Here is a 16,042-nt window from a genome sequence, read left to right as displayed (position 1 = left end):
CCTCATTTCAAATGATGCTGAATCCAGCTGAGAAGCCCCTCTTCCTTGGGCTGCCAGCCTAACAAATTCCGGGCATGAACCGAACGCACCCGGCTGTTGGAGGCTATGGCGAACCGCGCCCAGTCTCCCAGCTCCGCTATCGCCTCTTCCGCCGGCCAGCTGATTGTTTTGCCGCCGAAACCTAAAGCGTCACTCACCGCCCGGGCAATATCCCCGTAAGATTCCTCCCCGTCCGAAGCGTAGAAATAGGAAGCCGACGGAGCCTTTTCCAATGCAAGCGCATAGAGCTGCGCCAAATCTTTGATATGCACATTAGACCAACGGTTTACGCCCTTGCCGACATGAACGCCTGCCCCCATTTCCCGGGATTTGCGAATGATTTGCGGCAGCTGATCGCTTTCGACCGGGAGCCCAAGCGCAACCCCATAGATCATGGACGGGACGATAACAATGCTTCTTACATCTTCATCTACGCCGGCCCGGCGGACCCGCTTGTTAATGTTCACCCGTTCCGCCCGGATGTCCATCGGGACAAAGGGCGTTTCCTCATCGTAAATATCACTGCTGAGATGATCTCCTCTGGCGTCGTCTCCCACCACGCTGGAACCGGAGGTGTGAATGAACGCCTTGCCTGTACCGCGCAAAGAAGTGATCAATGTCTCCACAGCAAAATGATGGTCCGAGTCGGCCGTATGCACGACCGCATCGCTGGCTTGGGCATAGTCTGTCAGCAGCTGTGCGTCGTCCAGCGTGCCCAGCACCGGTTCAATACCGAGCTGCCGGAGTGGCTCCATCTTGTCCGGATTTCGGACCAAACCGTAGACGGTATGCCCTTGATCCACAAACGTTTTGGCAACCGATCCGCCAATATAACCAGATGCTCCTGTTAAAAAAATCTTCATTTTCTCTCCCCCATCTCTCTGGATTCCTTTTGCGAACCAGGTTCTGCGAACGGCTGAACCCGGGCACGGTCACAGTCCTGAATCCCCGTGCTATACGGCTGGTCGAGGATTCTTTATTCCATTGTAAACACGGACTTATCCAGAAAACAAATTATGAATTATCTATTACATCATAAATTTATTTATCGATAAATGAGGGAACATCAACTTGAAAGCGGCGCTCAAACAAGCCCTTGCATAAGAGACATCGTTTCCTGAATGTGGGTGACATGCTTATGCTTTAGCTGGTAAGCCAAGAAAATGTCGTTGCTTACTTTCAATTCTTCCCACAGTATTCGATAGCCCGGTGATTCAGGCTCATGCGTTAGCATATACGTGGGCACCACGCTGATTCCTGCTCCACTCGCGACCGCGCTCAGAATCATATGCAGATTGGGGATGACATGAATGGGTCGGATCAGTGGGCGTTTATGAAAATGCTCCCGCCAGATCCGGCGGATGATGGGCAACTCCAGGCCGTAGCTGAGCCAGGGCTGCGCGGAAAGCCACCGTTCGGCTTCTTCCGGATTCCGCACTTCCGGAACGTCCAGGGCCGCTGGCGCAACGATGACAAATTCCTCGACCATGGATTTCGTATATCCAATGCCCGGAATCGGGTATTTTTTCGGCGTGACAACAATATCCAGCTGTTCATCCTTTAACTGGTCCAACAGGACATCGGCTGTCCCGAAACGGGTGACCGTACAGGTAGGAAAATCTCCAAGTCTGGGAAGTATCTTTTCCTTAAAAAATTCATGGGCTGTCCCGATCTTCGTCACCGCCATCGAAGGCAGGGATGCCGATTTAAAATCATGCGTCGTCGACTCCAGCGATTCGATCAGGGGAGCAACCCGGGAATATAACTCCTTTCCCCGCTCCGTCGGCACGATTTTTCTGGAGGTTCGAATAAACAATGCTTCGCCCACTTCCGCCTCCAGCGCGGCCAGATGCTGGCTCATCGCCGGCTGTGTCATGATGCGGCTCTTGGCGGCTTCCGACAGCGAAAGATGCTTGTAAATCGCGCAGAAGCTGCGGTACCATTCAAAATCCACCAAATCCACAAGCCTCCTTTTGCTCATTATATTTTGAATTCCGTCCGGTAAAGATTGCAGACGTCTCCTGCTTGCTGGCAAGTACAGCGGCTGTAATTACTTTTCCTAGGCCACGTCTACTCAGCAAAATATGCGGCCACGTGGTCCCTAAATTCGCACGCGGCGGCCGACAAATAGCGCTGCTCGCTCCATACGAGGTAATATTGGCGCCGGCACGCTTGATCTGACACGGGCACTAGAGTGACACCGGGTATTTCTTTATCTCCTTTTTTGCAGCCGGACAGCGCTACCCCGACGCCCGCGCGTACAAGGCTTAGGATCGCCGGCGGTTCGTCGACCCGGCAAATGTAGCGGGGAGCCGCTCCGGCCTGCTCAAAGAAGCCGTCATTGATTTGTTGAAAGACAAAGTCCTCCCGGTATCCGATAAAGGGCTCCGCCGCCGCTTCTTTCAAAGTAACCTGACGGCGGCCGGCAAGCGGATGCGCCGAGGGCACGGCCAAGTACAATTCCTCGCTCAGCACCGCTTTATAAGCATATCCCGCTTGATCCAGCGGCAGCGGCGTAAAGCCGAGGTCGGCCTCTCCCGAAGTAAGAAATTCTATCATCTGCTCAATGGGAGCCTGGGAAATTTGAAAGTTCACTTCCGGATGAGCCGATATAAATTCGGTGATCGGCCCCGTCATCCGCTCCAGCGTCGCCGTGACCAGACGGATGCTCCCGCGCTCCAGCCCGGCAAGGTCCGCTACCTCCCGCTTTCCTTCCTCCAGCAGGCGGAGCGCTTCCTCAGCTTTTGTCAGAAACGCCTTCCCATAGGAATTCAGCCGAATTCTACCCGCTTGCCTGTCAAACAGCGGAACACCGATATCCTCCTCCAGCCGGGAAATCGTCTTGCTGAGCGCAGGCTGGGCGATCCGCAGCTCCTGCGACGCTTTTGTCATATGCTCCAGCTTGGCGACAGTCCTGAAATATTGAAGCTGCAGCAGCTCCATAGCTCTCCCTCCTTTTTCTATACACTTGAATATATAGAGTCATAATTAAATATATATTTCCGTTTATCGCAGCCTGATTATAAAATAACCTGAAAAGGAAATCAATGGGATCTACAATTCAGGATAAGTCAAGGAGTGAGTTCAATGAAAGCCATAACGTTTAACCGCCTGGGGCCGCCCGACGTGCTGCAGCTGACCGAGCTGGCCGTCCCGTCCGCCGGGCCGGGAACCGTCCGGGTACGCGTCAAAACGGCCGGCGTCATGCCAATCGACGCCAAGGTCCGCAGCGGAAGCGTCCCGTACGCGCAGTCCCACCCTTTTCCGATCATCCCGGGCAATGAATTTGCCGGGATCATCGACGAGGTGGGGGACGGCGTCAGCGAATTCGCGTGCGGGGACGAAGTGATCGGCTTTACGATGTTTGGCGGTTATGCCGAATATGTCGTCGTCAGCAGCGACCAGTTGGTCCGCAAACCGGCGGCCATGCCTTGGGAAACCGCAGGAGGTTTTACCGGCAACGGACAGGGCGCCCATATGGCGCTGGAAGCGATCCGGATTCAGCCCGGGGATACCGTGCTGATCCACGGGGCGGCCGGGGGGCTGGGCACCTTTGCCGTGCAGCTCGCGCTGGCCTGGGGCGCCGGCAGGGTGATCGGCACGGCCAGCGGGGCCAATCACGATCATCTCCAGCGTTTGGGCGCCATTCCGCTCGACTACGGGGATGGGCTCGCCGCCCGCATACACGCTATCGCTCCCGCAGGAGTGGACGCCGCCTTGCATGCCGGAGGCGGGGATGACCTCTCCCTGCAGGCATCCGTGGCCCTGGTTCAGGACACCAGCCGAATTGTAGCGATGGTCCCCAGTGTTCAGGCCCAAAAGCTCGGCATCCGGCAGCTGGCCGGCACGCGCAGCAAAGAACGTCTTACCGAGCTTGTCCGCATATACAACGAAGGGAAAGTCGACATCCATATCCGCAAAGTGCTGCCGCTGGATCAGGCCCGGGAAGCCCACCGGGAGATCGAATCCGGCCATGGCCGCGGAAAGATCGTCCTCTCGGTCTAATTTACCTTCGAAATCAAAAAGGGTGCCATCAATCAATGATCGATGGCACCCCTTTTCGCTGCGGGATGATTGGAATCATAATTGGTTTGTTCCAATGGACTTTCATCACGGCATCAAGACACCGTCGGCGACTCCTTGCGGAAGCCGGTCTCGTCCGGCTTGCCCTGCTTCACGTCACGGCGCTTTGCGCCAATGATCCAGCGCGATCCCGGCAGATGCGACAGCGTGTAGCTGATGCCGAGCGAAGCGAGCACAGTCAGGCCAAAGGTCAGGAGCGTAAAAGACACGTGGCTGCCGGCTAGATCCATCGGTCGCGTAAAAAAGGCGATCACGTAAATGATCAGCGCGTGCACAAGATACCCGCCGAACGAATACCGGCCGATCCAGGTCAGCATCCGCAGGAAAGCCTGGCTCCGCCCCTGCATCATGATGAGCAGCCCGTACAGGAGGAGCATCTGCGCGACGATGATGACAAAGGTCGATGGCCGCAGGTAAGTGGAAATATTTAAATTCACGACCTCGCCCGACCCCTGCAGCACGTCATAGCCCAGCTTGATGTACATAGCCAGGAACAGGAGTCCGGTCCAAGGCAGCAGCCGGGTGCACCACTTCCGCCAGTTGGAGACGGATGCCGCGCATACCGCACCGGCCACAAAATAAAAACCGTACATCACAAACGAATAGCTGCGGTACTGCAGCAAAACGGACCAGGGTCCGCCATGCCCTTCGGCCCAGCTCCCCATCCGGTAATAGGAGAGATACAGCAGAGCAGCGTAGATCATAAAAGAACCGCCCAGGATCACGGACAGCACCCCTGCCCGCTTCTTCGCCTCCATAGGACCGATCACACGCCGCGCCGCCCGGAACGCCCAGGCAAACAGCGGAAACAGCAGGTAGAACTGAAAGATCATCAGGATAAACCACAGCTGGTATCCCGTCTGAGGAACGAACATCTCTTTCAGCAGCGCTCCCCAGTCCTGTCCTCCTTTTTGCCAGAAGGATGGGGTAAATACGTGGACATACAGCCAATAAATCACCGTCCAGCACAGGAAAGGGACATACACATCTCCGAACCGTTTGCGGATAAACGGGCCATACCGAAACCGTTCACCATAGTTGTAGAACAGCAGCACGGCGGACAAAAATACAAAGGTCGGCGTTCCGAAACGGGTCAGGTGGTAGATCATCGTCAGCATGGTGGAATCCGCGGCCACAATGTCGGGCCTGTAGATATACTCGGCAATGGAATGCTGCATCACGATCGCCAGAAAGGCGAGGCCACGCAGCTGCGTCCATTCTTCGATTCGCGGTTTGCCCATGAGCATGAGGTCCTCCTTCTTCTTGGTCAGGGCCAGTATACCCGGTCAATATTAAATGAACCTTAAAGCAGGCGGAATTAACAGATTTTATCTCATCCAAAAGGTCATTCTTTTTGCCCCATACAAGTTCATGATTCTCCAGGTTCTAATAACCTCCCGATACATATAAAAAAAACCGGGAAGTCCATCTTCTGGACGTTCCCGGCACGAAGCGCCGTGTATAACGAAAAATGCCTAACAAATAGCAATCCATCCATTAAGGGACCCCTTGATCTAAAGGCTCACCCCACGGTCATAACGATATCTTTCTGACTTATCCCGCTGCTTGCTCACAGCACCGATCATGCACCTTTGACGGCCGCACGCTCGGCAGCGGCGCTGCCGCGGCTGGCGGACAAGGATCGGGTCGCTGCGCTGACGATCAGGGAAACCACGATGTTGGCGAGCAGCGCCACGATCCCCACGTTCAAATCCTGGAACCAGTTCGGGGCCGCAGGGAAAAAGGTGCCCATGGTGGCGCCGATCAGGTTGATATAAGCGACGATCAGCACGCCGACCGTCACTCCGGCAAACACGCCGTACTTGTTCAACGGATTCCGTTTCATAAAGCTTGTGACCACCGCCGGCGTCAGCTGCGACACAAAACCGTACCCGCTCAGCATCAGCAGCAGGATCGCCGAGCCGCTGTTGAACGTGAAGATGAGCGCGACCGCGGCCACTACCGGCACCAGCCAGCGCGCCAAACTCATGACCGAGCGGTCGTCCGTCCGCGGACGAAGCGCTTTGACGACGTTGTTAGCGATCAGCGATGCCGTCGTCATCAGCAGCATCGATCCCGGAACGATCGCCGTCAGCAGCCCGGCAGCGCCAAGGAGACCGACGACCCAGGGGCTGAAAGTCTGCTTCACGATGGCAAAAATGGCGATGTCGTTGTTGCTGACGCCATCCACCTGCAGTACCGCCGACGTCCCGATAAACAGGACGAACAGCGTAAACAGCATGTACAGCGGGAGCATGAGCGTATTTTTGCGGATGGAGCGCGCATTTTTGCCGGAATAGGTGGCGATGAAGCCGTGCGGCCACATGTAATATCCGAAGGACAGCAGAATCAGGCTGGATACGTACCAGGACGTGCTGTACCCCTTGTCCTCCAGGCCGAGGAAACCGGGCTTAGCGTTCTCCACTGCCCGGAACATATCCCCAATGCCGCCATAATAGTGAATCGGCAGGTACAAACCGAGGAACACGACGACCACCACGATGAGGATATCCTTGATGACGGCGGTCCACGCCGAGCCGTGAATACCCGAAATCATCACATAGACCGTGACGGCGATCACGCCGATCCAGATGGCGGCGGTCGGGGAGATGGCGCCGTACGACGCCTCGGAAATGATCAGCCCCAGCCCCTTCAGCTGGATGATCAGATAAGGAATCATTGAAATGAAGCCGACGACCGCCACGAAAATGCCCAGAGCCGGACTGTTGTATTTTTTGATAAAGAAGTCGGATTGGGAGATCAGATTGTGCTCCTTCCCATACTTCCAAATCTTCGGCAGCAGCCAGTATCCGATGATGAAATTGAGCATCGTGATGTTATAGAACGCAGCTCCGCCGCGCCCGAAAGCCCAGCCGCTGATGCCCATCAGGGCGTTGACCGTATACAGCTCGCCCGCCATCAGAAGAAAAATAAACGCCGTCCCGAATCCGCGTCCACCGACGGACCATTCTTCGAGACTCATTTTTTTGCCTTTCGACGCCCGGATGCCGAGATACAGCGCCAGAACTAGAAAAATGCCGATAATCGAGATGGAAATAGCCTGATGTGACATTACTCCGTCGCCTCCTTCTCTTCTTCCAGGTTGTCCGGATTGAGCCTATGAACCAGCAGCATGATGCCAACCCCAAGGAGGATCCACAGCACCATCCAGAACAGCAATAAAGGCATTCCGAGCACGAACACATGGCGTTCCTCGTAAATCCGATTCATCCAGATGACGCCGAGCGGCATCCCCAGGTATGCGATAAGAGACAGCAGATATAATGGAACCTTGCTCTTCATCGTTCGATCCTCCGGTTCGTTGATTTTCAAGCTTCGGTCTGTTACATTAATAATCTGATCATTTTCCGGAGTGGTGGTTCATTGGGTTGAACCCCCTCCTTTTTTTGTATGAAAAATAGCTCTCCAGGCAGTCTGCTCTACCGCCGTTATTCGATCTCGACGATGATCTCCACCTCGACCGGCGTATCAAACGGCAGCTCGTTTGTCCCGATCGCGGAGCGCGCATGTTTACCCTTCTCCCCGAACACTTCGATCAGCAGATCCGACGCCCCGTTCAGCACGTAAGGCTGATCTTTAAATCCCGGAGCGCTTTGGATGAAACCGAGCATTTTCACTACTTTCTTCACTCGGTCCAGGCTGCCCAGGTGGGCCTGCAGCGACGATAAAATGTTCACGATACACCGGCGCGCCGCCTCTTGCCCCTGTTCGATCGTCAGCTCTTCTCCAAGCTTGCCTGTTAAAATCAGCTCCCCGTTTTTGCGGCAATCATGACCCGAAGTGTACAGCAGATTTCCTACCTGATTTACGGGAACGTACGAGAACTTCGGCTCGCCAACCGGCTCCAGCTCGATGTTCAGTTCTTTCAATCTCTCTTGAATGCTCATCATCATTCCTCCTGTAATGGTTGTTGTTGAAGCAGCCGCATGGCGAGCTGCATGTATACCTTGGCTGCGTCCGTGATCTGACGGACAGGAACCCGCTCATCCTTCACATGGGCTTGGTCCAGCGATCCTGGTCCGAATATAACCGTCGGTATGCCCAAGTCAACGGACAGAAACGGCGCCTCGCAGGTCGCTTCGAAAATACCGATGGCGGACGGGTTCCCGAGAACATTACCGGTGACCTCCACCAGCGTCTGTACAAGCTCATGGTCCTGCGGAATGGTCGATGCCGGTATAAACAAGTAGTCGTCTACTTCGTAGGTGACTTCACCACTTCCGGCACTTAAGCCTGCGCCTGAGCTTGTGCCTCCAGCTGCATTTAGCGCCTCCTTCAGCTGCTCCAGCACCTGCGCCGCCGTCTCGCCGGGGATAACCCGGCGGTCGACCTCGATCTCGCAGTGCTGCGGCACGATGTTCGGCGCCGTCCCGCCCTTGATCTGCGTGACGTTCAGCGTCGCGTACCCGAGGAGCGGATCGGCGCTCTCTTTGAGGCGGCTTCGAAGCGGCTCCAGCGCCGAGATGAGCGCCGCCATCTTCGGAATGGCGTTGTCGGGCTCCAGCACCTTCGCCGCATGGCCGGCGACGCCCGCCGTGCGGATCCGGTAGCGGCCGACGCCTTTATGGGCGGTGCAGATACCGAGATCGGTCGGCTCGCCGATAACGGCGAAATCGGCGTGTACGCCGCTGCGCAAAAGGTGGCGCATGCCGACATTCTCCCGCTCTTCATCCACGTTGAAGAGCAGGATCAGCTCCCCGGCGAACGGGCAGCCGCGCCGGTGCAGCAGGATGGCCGCGTACAGCATGGCCGCGACGCCCGACTTCATATCGGCCGCACCCCGGCCGATCAACTCGCCGCCCCGGACGACGGCGGCAAACGGGTCCTCGCCCCAGCCTTCCCCGGCCGGGACAACGTCGAGATGGCCGTTGTACAGGAGCGCCGGCCCTTCCGCCGCGCCCTTCAACCGGGCGACCACATTCGGCCGCTGCGGCGCGGCCCACTGCAGCTCGGCTTCGATCCCCTCGTCCCGGAGGAGCTGCAAGACGTACCGGGCGGCCGCCTCTTCACGCCCCGGCGGATTTTCGCTCGGGATGCGGATCAGTCCGCAGACGATATCCAGCAGCTCCTGCTCGTGAAATGAATCAAGGTCCTTCCCCATGAATCACAGCCTCCTCTCTGTAGCGCTTAGCTGTTCTTGCCCCTTGCATCGATCCGGATCTTCTCGACCGGCACTCCTCCGCGGAAGCCGACGATTTCATCGCACAGATTCGGAAGGACGCAGGCATGGTTCGGGATAATCGTCAGGTGCTGGCCGATGTGAAGCGATACGGAAGCCGGATCATAGCTGAGGAACCCGTGCTCTTCATTCAGCTTGAAAATTTCGATGTCGGGATGCTCCACGATGTAGCCGAAACCTTTAGAGAACGGCATCGTGTCCGTGGTGAGCGTTTTGGATCCCGCGTCGATGATCGCCCGGCCCGGAGCCGGAACGCTGACGACCGTCGTGATCACCCGCAGCGCGCAATCGTCCACCGAGATCATGCCCATTGACAATTGGCCCACGTCGTGGAATATGTAATTTCCGGCGCGGATCTCGGTTACGCCCTCCAGCTCCCCTGCGAACTTGGACGACAGCGACGAACCGCCGCTGACGACCGGAACGTCGATCCCCGCTTCCCTCAGCAGATCGGCGGTATTCTTCAGGGTAGCCGCCTCCTGGCGTGCCGTGCTGCGGATCTCTTCCCGGCTCTCTTCGCCGTAAATCTGCCCCGCATAGGACAGCAGTCCGGTGATTTCGATCCCCGGCAGGCTTTGGATCCGCCGCGCAAATTGCAGCGTGTCCTCCCCCGGCTGGCGGCCGCAGCGCCCGATGCCTCCGTCAACCTCGATGTAGAGCGGTATGCGGCGGCCGAGACGCTCGCCCACCTCCGACACGGCCGTGGCGCCTTCCACGCTGTCGGCGACCGTCGTTACTTTGACTTTTTGCGCCAGCTGATACAGCCGCTCCTGCTTGTCTTCGCCAATGATGGGAAAAGCGATCAAAATATCGTCGATCCCCGCTTCAGCCATCACTTCCGCTTCCCCCAGCTTGGCACAGGTGATGCCGGTGCTTCCGGCCTCCAGCTGCTTGCGGGCAAAATAAACCGACTTGTGCGATTTGATGTGCGGACGGTGCCGGATTCCGGCCTTTCTCGCTTCCTCCGCCATGCTGCGGATGTTGCGTTCGGCAATGTCCAAATCGACGATGACGGCAGGCGTTGATACGGTTTGAACCATCTTGCTCCCTCCTTGAATGACACAAAATCTGGATCTAGATGTGCCCTTGTAATAGGCTCGCTGAGACCATCAAACTCCATAATTACAAAAAAAATAATTAGATCAAAAAAATATTTTTTTGATTGTTCACATTATGAATCCCTTCTCCGTGCATTGTCAATATAATTTCTATGATTTATCACAAATCTGAATACGCTTTCAATTCATGACAAAGTATAGCCCGAAATACAGGCCTACTCTTATGCAGCATTCGTTCCCCACTTATGTTCATGCAATTGCGTGGACTCCTTCTGCCCTTGTCTGCCGCATTGCTATTCGAAATCCATCCAGCCCTGGTCCGCCGGCTTCTTCTTGCTATACCCTGTTTTTCGGCATGCCTTTGTCCTGGTTTGCCCGAATTTCGTCGAGATAGTTATACAGCGTAAACTTGGAAATATCGAGGAACTGGCATACTTTATCCCCCGCCTTTTTCACGAGAAAAGCGCCGCGCATATCAAGAAACTGCACCGCCTTCACCTTGTCTTCCTTGCTCATATGCGAGACCGGCTTGCCGATTTCCTTCTGGCATTCCTGCAGCAGGTAATCAAGCAGATCGTTCACGTCGTTGACGAATACCTCTTTCACTTCCTGATCGAGGCTGTGCATCGTCAGTGAGCGGATCGTATTCTCCGCAACGAGCAGATCGGAAATATCCAGGTTCATGCAGAGCGCTCCGATCGTCTCACCCTTGCTGTTCTTGAAGTAGGTTGAGGAGGAACGCAATATTTTGCCGTCCTTCGTCTGGGTGATGTAGTTGTAGCGGTCTCCCTCCGTCACGGTTCCGCGCAGCACCTCCAGCCCGAGGTTGCTGCCGCAGTCCCCGACCTTCCGCCCGGTAATGTGGCCGTTCTCGATCGCCACGATCGTGCTTTCGTACCCTTGCGTCAAATCGTGAAGCACCACTTCGCATTTCTCCCCAAATTGGGCGGCGATGGCTCGGATAACAGGCAGCAGCACATTCAGCTCTTCCTTGATATGTTCCATAGATCCCACTCTCTTTAATCTGTCGTCTAAAAATAATTTTGAATATCAAAAAAACTTTCATATACGACTAGTTTCTTCAAAATCGTTCCTTTTGTCAAGGCATGACGGCAGATCCGCGGCAGGACTATACGAAAAATGATAAGAACAGAAGAAGCAGCACCTACTGCTGCTTCCTCTGGATTCGCACCTTAAATACGGAGCCCGAACTGATTCCCAATCGCATAGTTCGTCTCCGGCTGTACCCATAACCTTGGCCCCATACCTTATTGAATGGTCATTACCTGTCCGGCTGTCATTGCAATTAGCTCCTCCGGGGTGCAAGAAAATACCGCCTTCGGATGACCAGCCGCCGCCCAAATGGTGCCGAATTTCAACAAGTCTTCATCAATAATCGTCGTGATTCTCTCCAGGTGACCAATCGGCGCTACACCTCCGATGACAAAGCCGGTGTGTTCCCGCACGAAATCTGCGTCAGCCTTCTTCAGCTTGACGTTAAGCGAGGAGGAAACAAGCTTTTCATTGACGCGGTTTACGCCGCTTGCTACAACAAGTACAGGTTCATTTGAACCGCTCAGACGGAAAATAATTGACTTCGCAATCTGTGCCACTTCGCAGCCAATCGCCGCCGCGGCTTCCTCCGCCGTGTGGGTGCTCTCCGGCAGTTCCACCACCCGATGGTCAAAGCCCATGTCACGGAGATGGCTCTGCACCCGTTCGGCACTCTCTTTTAATGCCATGATATATGTCTCCTCCCTTCTATCGGAACGGTTTATTACTACACACGCATTCGGCTGGGTCCAGCCTCTGTCCGTCTTTCCTTTACTCGCTTGCGCCCTGCACAGCCGCCTGCGGCTCGCCCGGTGCGTCCAGTACAGCGGCGTTGATGCCGTTGAGAAACGCCAGCGCGCTCGCCTTGATAATGTCGGTATCCATCGCCCGTCCCGAATAAGTTTTGCCCTGGTATTCCAGCCGGATGTTGACGCGGCCAATCGCCTCTTTGCCCCGGGACAGGCTGTTGATTTTATAATCCCTCAGCTGCACGTCAAGTCCGACCAAGGCCTTGATCGCGCTGTACAGCGCATCGATCGGTCCGTCCCCGACCTTGCTGTCGGTATAGCTTTCGCCGCCTTTTTTCAGCTGGACGGTCGCCGTCGGCACGAGGTCGTTGGTCACGACCTGGAAGGATTCCAGCTCATACAGATGGCTGGTGCCCTGATCGATCTTGCGGTGCTCGGTCACCAGGTAGAAGACGTCATGATCGTACACTTCCTTTTTGGCGTCGGCCAGCTGCAGAAACTTCGCAAACAGCTCCTCAAAATCGTTTGGATTGCTCGTGTCGAAGCCGATCTTTTCTACCGCATTTCTGAACGCATGCCGTCCGGAACGCGCGGTCAGGATCAATTCCATGCTCTCAGCCCCGACTTCCTCCGGCGACATGATTTCATACACGTTTTTATCTTTCAGCAGTCCATCCTGATGAATGCCGGACGAGTGGGCAAACGCGTTTTCGCCCGTAATCGCCTTGTTGACCTGCACGTCCAGGCCCGTCAAATGCGTCAGCAGCCGGGAGGTGCGCAGTATTTCCTTCAGCTGGATCTGGGTGTGGCAGTTAAAATAATTCTCCCGCACCTTCAGCCCCATCACCACTTCCTCGAGTGAGGTGTTGCCGGCGCGTTCGCCAAGCCCGTTGATGGTGCACTCCACCTTCTCGGCCCCGTTCTTGATGGCGGCCAGTGTGTTTGCCGTGGCCAGCCCCAGGTCGTTATGGCAGTGCACGCTCAGGACGACCTTGTCGTTCAGGTTTTTCAGCCGCTCGTTAATTTTGCGGATCAGCTCGCCGAACTCTTCCGGAACGGCATAGCCTACCGTGTCTGGAACGTTGATGATCGTCGCGCCGGCTTTGACCACCGCTTCGATCGTCTGCCACAGGTACTCGAATTCCGACCGGGACGCATCCTCCGTGGAATATTGCACTTCTGGCAGCAGCGTCTTCGCAAATTTGACCGCATCCACACCCATCTGCATGACGGCGTCCTTCGAGCGGCTGAACTTTTTCTCCACATGGATGTTGGACGTGCCCAGCACGATATGGATAAACGGATTTTGTGCCAGCTTGATGCTTTCATACACGCTTTCGATGTCGCTTTTCACTGCGCGGGCGAGCGCGGTCACAGAGACGCTGTCCCCCACGGTTCTGACGATTTCCTGCACGGCTTGAAAATCCCCCGCCGACGACGCAGGGAAGCCCGCCTCGATGATATCTACATTGAGGCGCTTCAGCTGCTGCGCGAATTCAACCTTCTGCTGCGTGTTGAGCTTGGCGCCAGGCACCTGCTCTCCGTCGCGTAACGTCGTGTCCAATACGATAATTTTGCGGTTCATCTGCTATTCCTCCCAAATGAGTGTAGTTTATATATATTTAAAAGGGGTGCCGGCCAAACCCGGAATTTGGCCAACAAAAAAACCCCGTCTCTACGCTAGAGACGAGGTTTAACCCGCGGTACCACTCTAATTCATTTTCAGCAATGCAAAAATGATCTTCTTCGATGGCAATCACCATCTATCCCTGTAACGGTGGAACTCCGGCAAACCCTACATTGTCAGGTGGCGGTTCATAGACGAGTTCGAAATGATCGACCATACCGCTTCGCACCACCCAGCGGCTCTCTGAAAAGTCACTTCACTTCTACTATTTCTAATCGAAACCTTTATGAGGTATGAAATTGTTAATTATATTATGGCATCCATTTGCTTTTGTCAACCCTGGATTTTCCAAAAAGTTGAAGCTGAGGCATCAAGCAGAACGGAGATGTTCCACCAGCTTCCGGAGCCAGTTGGCGTCATTCGACAAGGCTTGGTAAGCGTGCTCACTTATAAAAAGGGCCGAATCCCGGTACCTGTCCGGAACCTCGGAAAAGCCGGGCCGCTCCTCGATCAGCCGGATTTTTTTCTCCAGCCGGGCGATGGATTCCTCGATAATGTAAGCCAGCTCATGCTTGTCCACTTTATCCAGAAACAACAGGGATGAATACAAGCTCGTGATGCTCGTAAAATTCTGGAACACTGCATAAATTTCCTCTTCCAGCGCCCTGCGGCCCTCGTCGGTAATGCCGTAGGTCGTTTTCTCCGGACGGTTTTCGGATTGGACGACTTTGATTTTGCGGATGTAGCCCTTTTTCAGCAGGACCTCAAAATTAAATAATTGCGTCCCGTCGTCGCATCAATGTGGTAGAATATGTAATCATATTACTTGTAGGTCAGGTGAAAAGAATAAATACGGATATCAGGGTAAGACTGGCATCAGTATCCGATGCAGAGGAACTCTCGAGGCTAAATCAAGCATTTAACGGAGGTGACAAACGGCCTCCCCATCAAATCATGGAGAGCCTGAAGATCAACAATGAATTGATTGCCGTGGCGGAAATGTGGAGCAGAGTCGTTGGTTTTGGTTGTGCCCAAAGTTTTCATTCATTTTGTTATGAAGAGCCGCAAGGGGAAATTACGGAACTGTATGTTGAAGAAGCCGCGCGAAGGAGAGGAATTGCGGGTGCAATCATTTCATGTCTGGAAGAAAATCTTAGGAAACGTGGCGTAAAAAGCGTAAAAGTATTGACTGGCAAGAGGAACGACGCTGCCATTAAAACGTATGAACACTGCAATTATATTAAAGACGATGAGCTGATGCTGACCAAAACGATAGGAGACTGACGATTTATTCAACAAAGACCGCCCTGGAAAAGGCGATCTTTGATCAAAGCCTGTGGAGGACGCTCCTCCACGGCTTAACCAAAGAACAGGTCGAGAATATTCGATCCCGTCGACGATTGCTTATTGTAAAATTCGGAATAGCCGCAATTTTCGCAATAGACGACAACAAATTGGTTGTGCTGGATATCAAACATTTTGGACAGGCCTGTGCCGGTCATGGCCACCTCTTTCGTTTTGGCGTTGCGGCTGCCGCATTTCACGCATCCCTGTTGTTCATTCATCTCTCATTACCTCCGTATTCGCGTTCGCGTTTTGTATCCTAATACGGTTCGTGTTAAGGCATGGTTGCAAACCGTTACTCTTCCGAATACTTCCCCCAGCCCTTATATTTGTATAATTCCTCCAAGGCGACGTTGTAATTCAGCGCTTCGGCGCTCCAGACCTTCTTATGATCATCCGGCAGCAAGCCCAATTTCTTGAGTTCACCCTGCAATCTGACGGGAAAGAACAACATGTCTTCCACGCCTTCCTGCCGCTGCCCGCCTTCCCGCAATTCATAGGTTTCCAACCGGTCCGGACGAACCGGCTTCAGTTCCGGCAGCCCAAATGCCTGCCTTTCTTCGCCTCTTTTCCACCAATATTGATCATGCCCCCAATACATATCCTTGGACCAGGCTTCCGGTGTTTCATGATAAAATAGATCCCCCAAGGCGATCTCTTGATCTCGCAAATGATCGTTTACCAACACTAAAGCTTCCTGAAGCGATAACGGAAACCGGGAGGACAGTTCAATAAGAATATCCCTCACGTACAGAAATCCCTCGGAATCGACTCGAAAGGATAAAAGGTTGCCCTCGAAACTTTCGCGCAAAAGCACCACCCCCTATATAGCCCAAATATTTATTTTTTATAGGATGATATAAACACCGAACCTTTTTTCCGTCGAGCG

Annotated in this window: 17 protein-coding genes and 1 other annotated feature; of the genes, 2 read left to right on the top strand and 15 right to left on the bottom strand. The window is 54.5% G+C overall.

The annotated features are described in order from the left end of the window. Positions 1-2: 2 nt before the first annotated feature. The 3 genes from ABIE48_RS04970 to ABIE48_RS04960 form a co-directional block, all read right to left on the bottom strand. The gene (locus ABIE48_RS04970) at positions 3-902 is read right to left on the bottom strand and encodes an NAD-dependent epimerase/dehydratase family protein (protein WP_192715167.1); all 900 of its coding nucleotides are present in this window, start codon (positions 900-902) and stop codon (positions 3-5) included. Positions 903-1,123: 221 nt separating this feature from the next. After that, the gene (locus ABIE48_RS04965) at positions 1,124-1,993 is read right to left on the bottom strand and encodes a LysR family transcriptional regulator (RefSeq protein ID WP_354518419.1); all 870 of its coding nucleotides are present in this window, start codon (positions 1,991-1,993) and stop codon (positions 1,124-1,126) included. Positions 1,994-2,109: 116 nt separating this feature from the next. After that, positions 2,110-2,982, bottom strand: a complete 873-nt coding sequence (locus ABIE48_RS04960; protein WP_192715169.1) for a LysR family transcriptional regulator — start codon at positions 2,980-2,982, stop codon at positions 2,110-2,112. A gap of 144 nt (positions 2,983-3,126) precedes the next feature. Here ABIE48_RS04960 and ABIE48_RS04955 point away from each other — a divergent pair, with 144 nt between their 5' ends. Further along, positions 3,127-4,044, top strand: coding sequence for an NADP-dependent oxidoreductase (locus tag ABIE48_RS04955; protein WP_192715170.1), 918 nt, complete (start codon positions 3,127-3,129; stop codon positions 4,042-4,044). Between the two features lie 113 nt (positions 4,045-4,157). On the opposite strand, the gene ABIE48_RS04950 is transcribed toward ABIE48_RS04955, so the two are convergent. The 10 genes from ABIE48_RS04950 to ABIE48_RS04905 form a co-directional block, all read right to left on the bottom strand. After that, the gene (locus tag ABIE48_RS04950) at positions 4,158-5,363 is read right to left on the bottom strand and encodes an acyltransferase (RefSeq protein ID WP_145025178.1); all 1,206 of its coding nucleotides are present in this window, start codon (positions 5,361-5,363) and stop codon (positions 4,158-4,160) included. 341 nt (positions 5,364-5,704) lie between these two features. Next, on the bottom strand, positions 5,705-7,195 hold the full coding sequence (locus tag ABIE48_RS04945; protein WP_192715171.1) for a sodium:solute symporter family protein: 1,491 nt from the start codon (positions 7,193-7,195) through the stop codon (positions 5,705-5,707). Then, positions 7,195-7,425 (bottom strand): DUF3311 domain-containing protein, encoded by a 231-nt coding sequence (locus ABIE48_RS04940; RefSeq protein WP_116232318.1) that lies wholly within the window; start codon positions 7,423-7,425, stop codon positions 7,195-7,197. Before ABIE48_RS04940 ends, ABIE48_RS04945 begins: the two co-directional genes overlap by 1 nt. Before the next feature lie 146 nt (positions 7,426-7,571). Further along, on the bottom strand, positions 7,572-8,033 hold the full coding sequence (locus tag ABIE48_RS04935; protein ID WP_145025184.1) for a RidA family protein: 462 nt from the start codon (positions 8,031-8,033) through the stop codon (positions 7,572-7,574). Further along, positions 8,033-9,244 carry a M20 family metallopeptidase gene (locus ABIE48_RS04930; RefSeq protein ID WP_192715172.1) on the bottom strand — a complete coding sequence of 404 codons (1,212 nt, stop codon included), beginning with the start codon at positions 9,242-9,244 and terminating at the stop codon, positions 8,033-8,035. Before ABIE48_RS04930 ends, ABIE48_RS04935 begins: the two co-directional genes overlap by 1 nt. Positions 9,245-9,270: 26 nt before the next feature. Next, complete coding sequence (locus ABIE48_RS04925) at positions 9,271-10,362, bottom strand: alanine racemase (RefSeq protein ID WP_145025188.1); 1,092 nt, start codon at positions 10,360-10,362, stop codon at positions 9,271-9,273. Positions 10,363-10,716: 354 nt separating this feature from the next. Beyond that, the gene (locus tag ABIE48_RS04920) at positions 10,717-11,385 is read right to left on the bottom strand and encodes a helix-turn-helix transcriptional regulator (RefSeq protein WP_105441721.1); all 669 of its coding nucleotides are present in this window, start codon (positions 11,383-11,385) and stop codon (positions 10,717-10,719) included. Between the two features lie 263 nt (positions 11,386-11,648). Further along, positions 11,649-12,122 (bottom strand): YbaK/EbsC family protein, encoded by a 474-nt coding sequence (locus ABIE48_RS04915; protein ID WP_192715173.1) that lies wholly within the window; start codon positions 12,120-12,122, stop codon positions 11,649-11,651. Between the two features lie 82 nt (positions 12,123-12,204). Continuing rightward, a complete protein-coding gene (locus ABIE48_RS04910) occupies positions 12,205-13,767 on the bottom strand; it encodes a 2-isopropylmalate synthase (RefSeq protein ID WP_192715174.1) in 1,563 nt (520 codons plus the stop codon). A 94-nt stretch (positions 13,768-13,861) separates the two neighbouring features. Next, positions 13,862-14,097 (bottom strand) — a binding site (T-box leader). An 82-nt stretch (positions 14,098-14,179) separates the two neighbouring features. Next, on the bottom strand, positions 14,180-14,449 hold the full coding sequence (locus tag ABIE48_RS04905) for a hypothetical protein (protein ID WP_192715175.1): 270 nt from the start codon (positions 14,447-14,449) through the stop codon (positions 14,180-14,182). A gap of 197 nt (positions 14,450-14,646) precedes the next feature. Between ABIE48_RS04905 and ABIE48_RS04900 the strand changes: the two genes are divergently transcribed. Further along, positions 14,647-15,093 carry a GNAT family N-acetyltransferase gene (locus ABIE48_RS04900; RefSeq protein ID WP_354518414.1) on the top strand — a complete coding sequence of 149 codons (447 nt, stop codon included), beginning with the start codon at positions 14,647-14,649 and terminating at the stop codon, positions 15,091-15,093. 74 nt (positions 15,094-15,167) lie between these two features. Here ABIE48_RS04900 and ABIE48_RS04895 read toward each other — a convergent pair whose 3' ends face one another. Together ABIE48_RS04895 and ABIE48_RS04890 are read right to left on the bottom strand one after the other, a co-directional pair. Then, on the bottom strand, positions 15,168-15,374 hold the full coding sequence (locus tag ABIE48_RS04895) for a zinc ribbon domain-containing protein (protein WP_089545849.1): 207 nt from the start codon (positions 15,372-15,374) through the stop codon (positions 15,168-15,170). A gap of 74 nt (positions 15,375-15,448) precedes the next feature. After that, positions 15,449-15,964, bottom strand: a complete 516-nt coding sequence (locus ABIE48_RS04890; RefSeq protein WP_192715176.1) for a hypothetical protein — start codon at positions 15,962-15,964, stop codon at positions 15,449-15,451. Positions 15,965-16,042 lie beyond the last annotated feature (78 nt).

It is taken from the genome of Paenibacillus sp. OAE614, assembly GCF_040546645.1.
Lineage (GTDB): Bacteria > Bacillota > Bacilli > Paenibacillales > Paenibacillaceae > Paenibacillus_AQ > Paenibacillus_AQ favisporus.
The sequence above is the reverse complement of the archived record's forward strand: the minus strand, read 5'-3'. Positions and strand labels throughout refer to the sequence as shown.

What these genes read in the sequence shown, in the direction of transcription:
- ABIE48_RS04935 (WP_145025184.1), bottom strand. Translation starts at nt 8,033, where the DNA reads ATGATGAGCATTCAAGAGAGATTGAAAGAACTGAACATCGAGCTGGAG.
- ABIE48_RS04910 (WP_192715174.1), bottom strand. Translation starts at nt 13,767, where the DNA reads ATGAACCGCAAAATTATCGTATTGGACACGACGTTACGCGACGGAGAG.
- ABIE48_RS04920 (WP_105441721.1), bottom strand. Translation starts at nt 11,385, where the DNA reads ATGGAACATATCAAGGAAGAGCTGAATGTGCTGCTGCCTGTTATCCGA.
- ABIE48_RS04915 (WP_192715173.1), bottom strand. Translation starts at nt 12,122, where the DNA reads ATGGCATTAAAAGAGAGTGCCGAACGGGTGCAGAGCCATCTCCGTGAC.
- ABIE48_RS04925 (WP_145025188.1), bottom strand. Translation starts at nt 10,362, where the DNA reads ATGGTTCAAACCGTATCAACGCCTGCCGTCATCGTCGATTTGGACATT.
- ABIE48_RS04960 (WP_192715169.1), bottom strand. Translation starts at nt 2,982, where the DNA reads ATGGAGCTGCTGCAGCTTCAATATTTCAGGACTGTCGCCAAGCTGGAG.
- ABIE48_RS04970 (WP_192715167.1), bottom strand. Translation starts at nt 902, where the DNA reads ATGAAGATTTTTTTAACAGGAGCATCTGGTTATATTGGCGGATCGGTT.
- ABIE48_RS04950 (WP_145025178.1), bottom strand. Translation starts at nt 5,363, where the DNA reads ATGGGCAAACCGCGAATCGAAGAATGGACGCAGCTGCGTGGCCTCGCC.
- ABIE48_RS04945 (WP_192715171.1), bottom strand. Translation starts at nt 7,195, where the DNA reads ATGTCACATCAGGCTATTTCCATCTCGATTATCGGCATTTTTCTAGTT.
- ABIE48_RS04940 (WP_116232318.1), bottom strand. Translation starts at nt 7,425, where the DNA reads ATGAAGAGCAAGGTTCCATTATATCTGCTGTCTCTTATCGCATACCTG.
- ABIE48_RS04930 (WP_192715172.1), bottom strand. Translation starts at nt 9,244, where the DNA reads ATGGGGAAGGACCTTGATTCATTTCACGAGCAGGAGCTGCTGGATATC.
- ABIE48_RS04955 (WP_192715170.1), top strand. Translation starts at nt 3,127, where the DNA reads ATGAAAGCCATAACGTTTAACCGCCTGGGGCCGCCCGACGTGCTGCAG.
- ABIE48_RS04895 (WP_089545849.1), bottom strand. Translation starts at nt 15,374, where the DNA reads ATGAATGAACAACAGGGATGCGTGAAATGCGGCAGCCGCAACGCCAAA.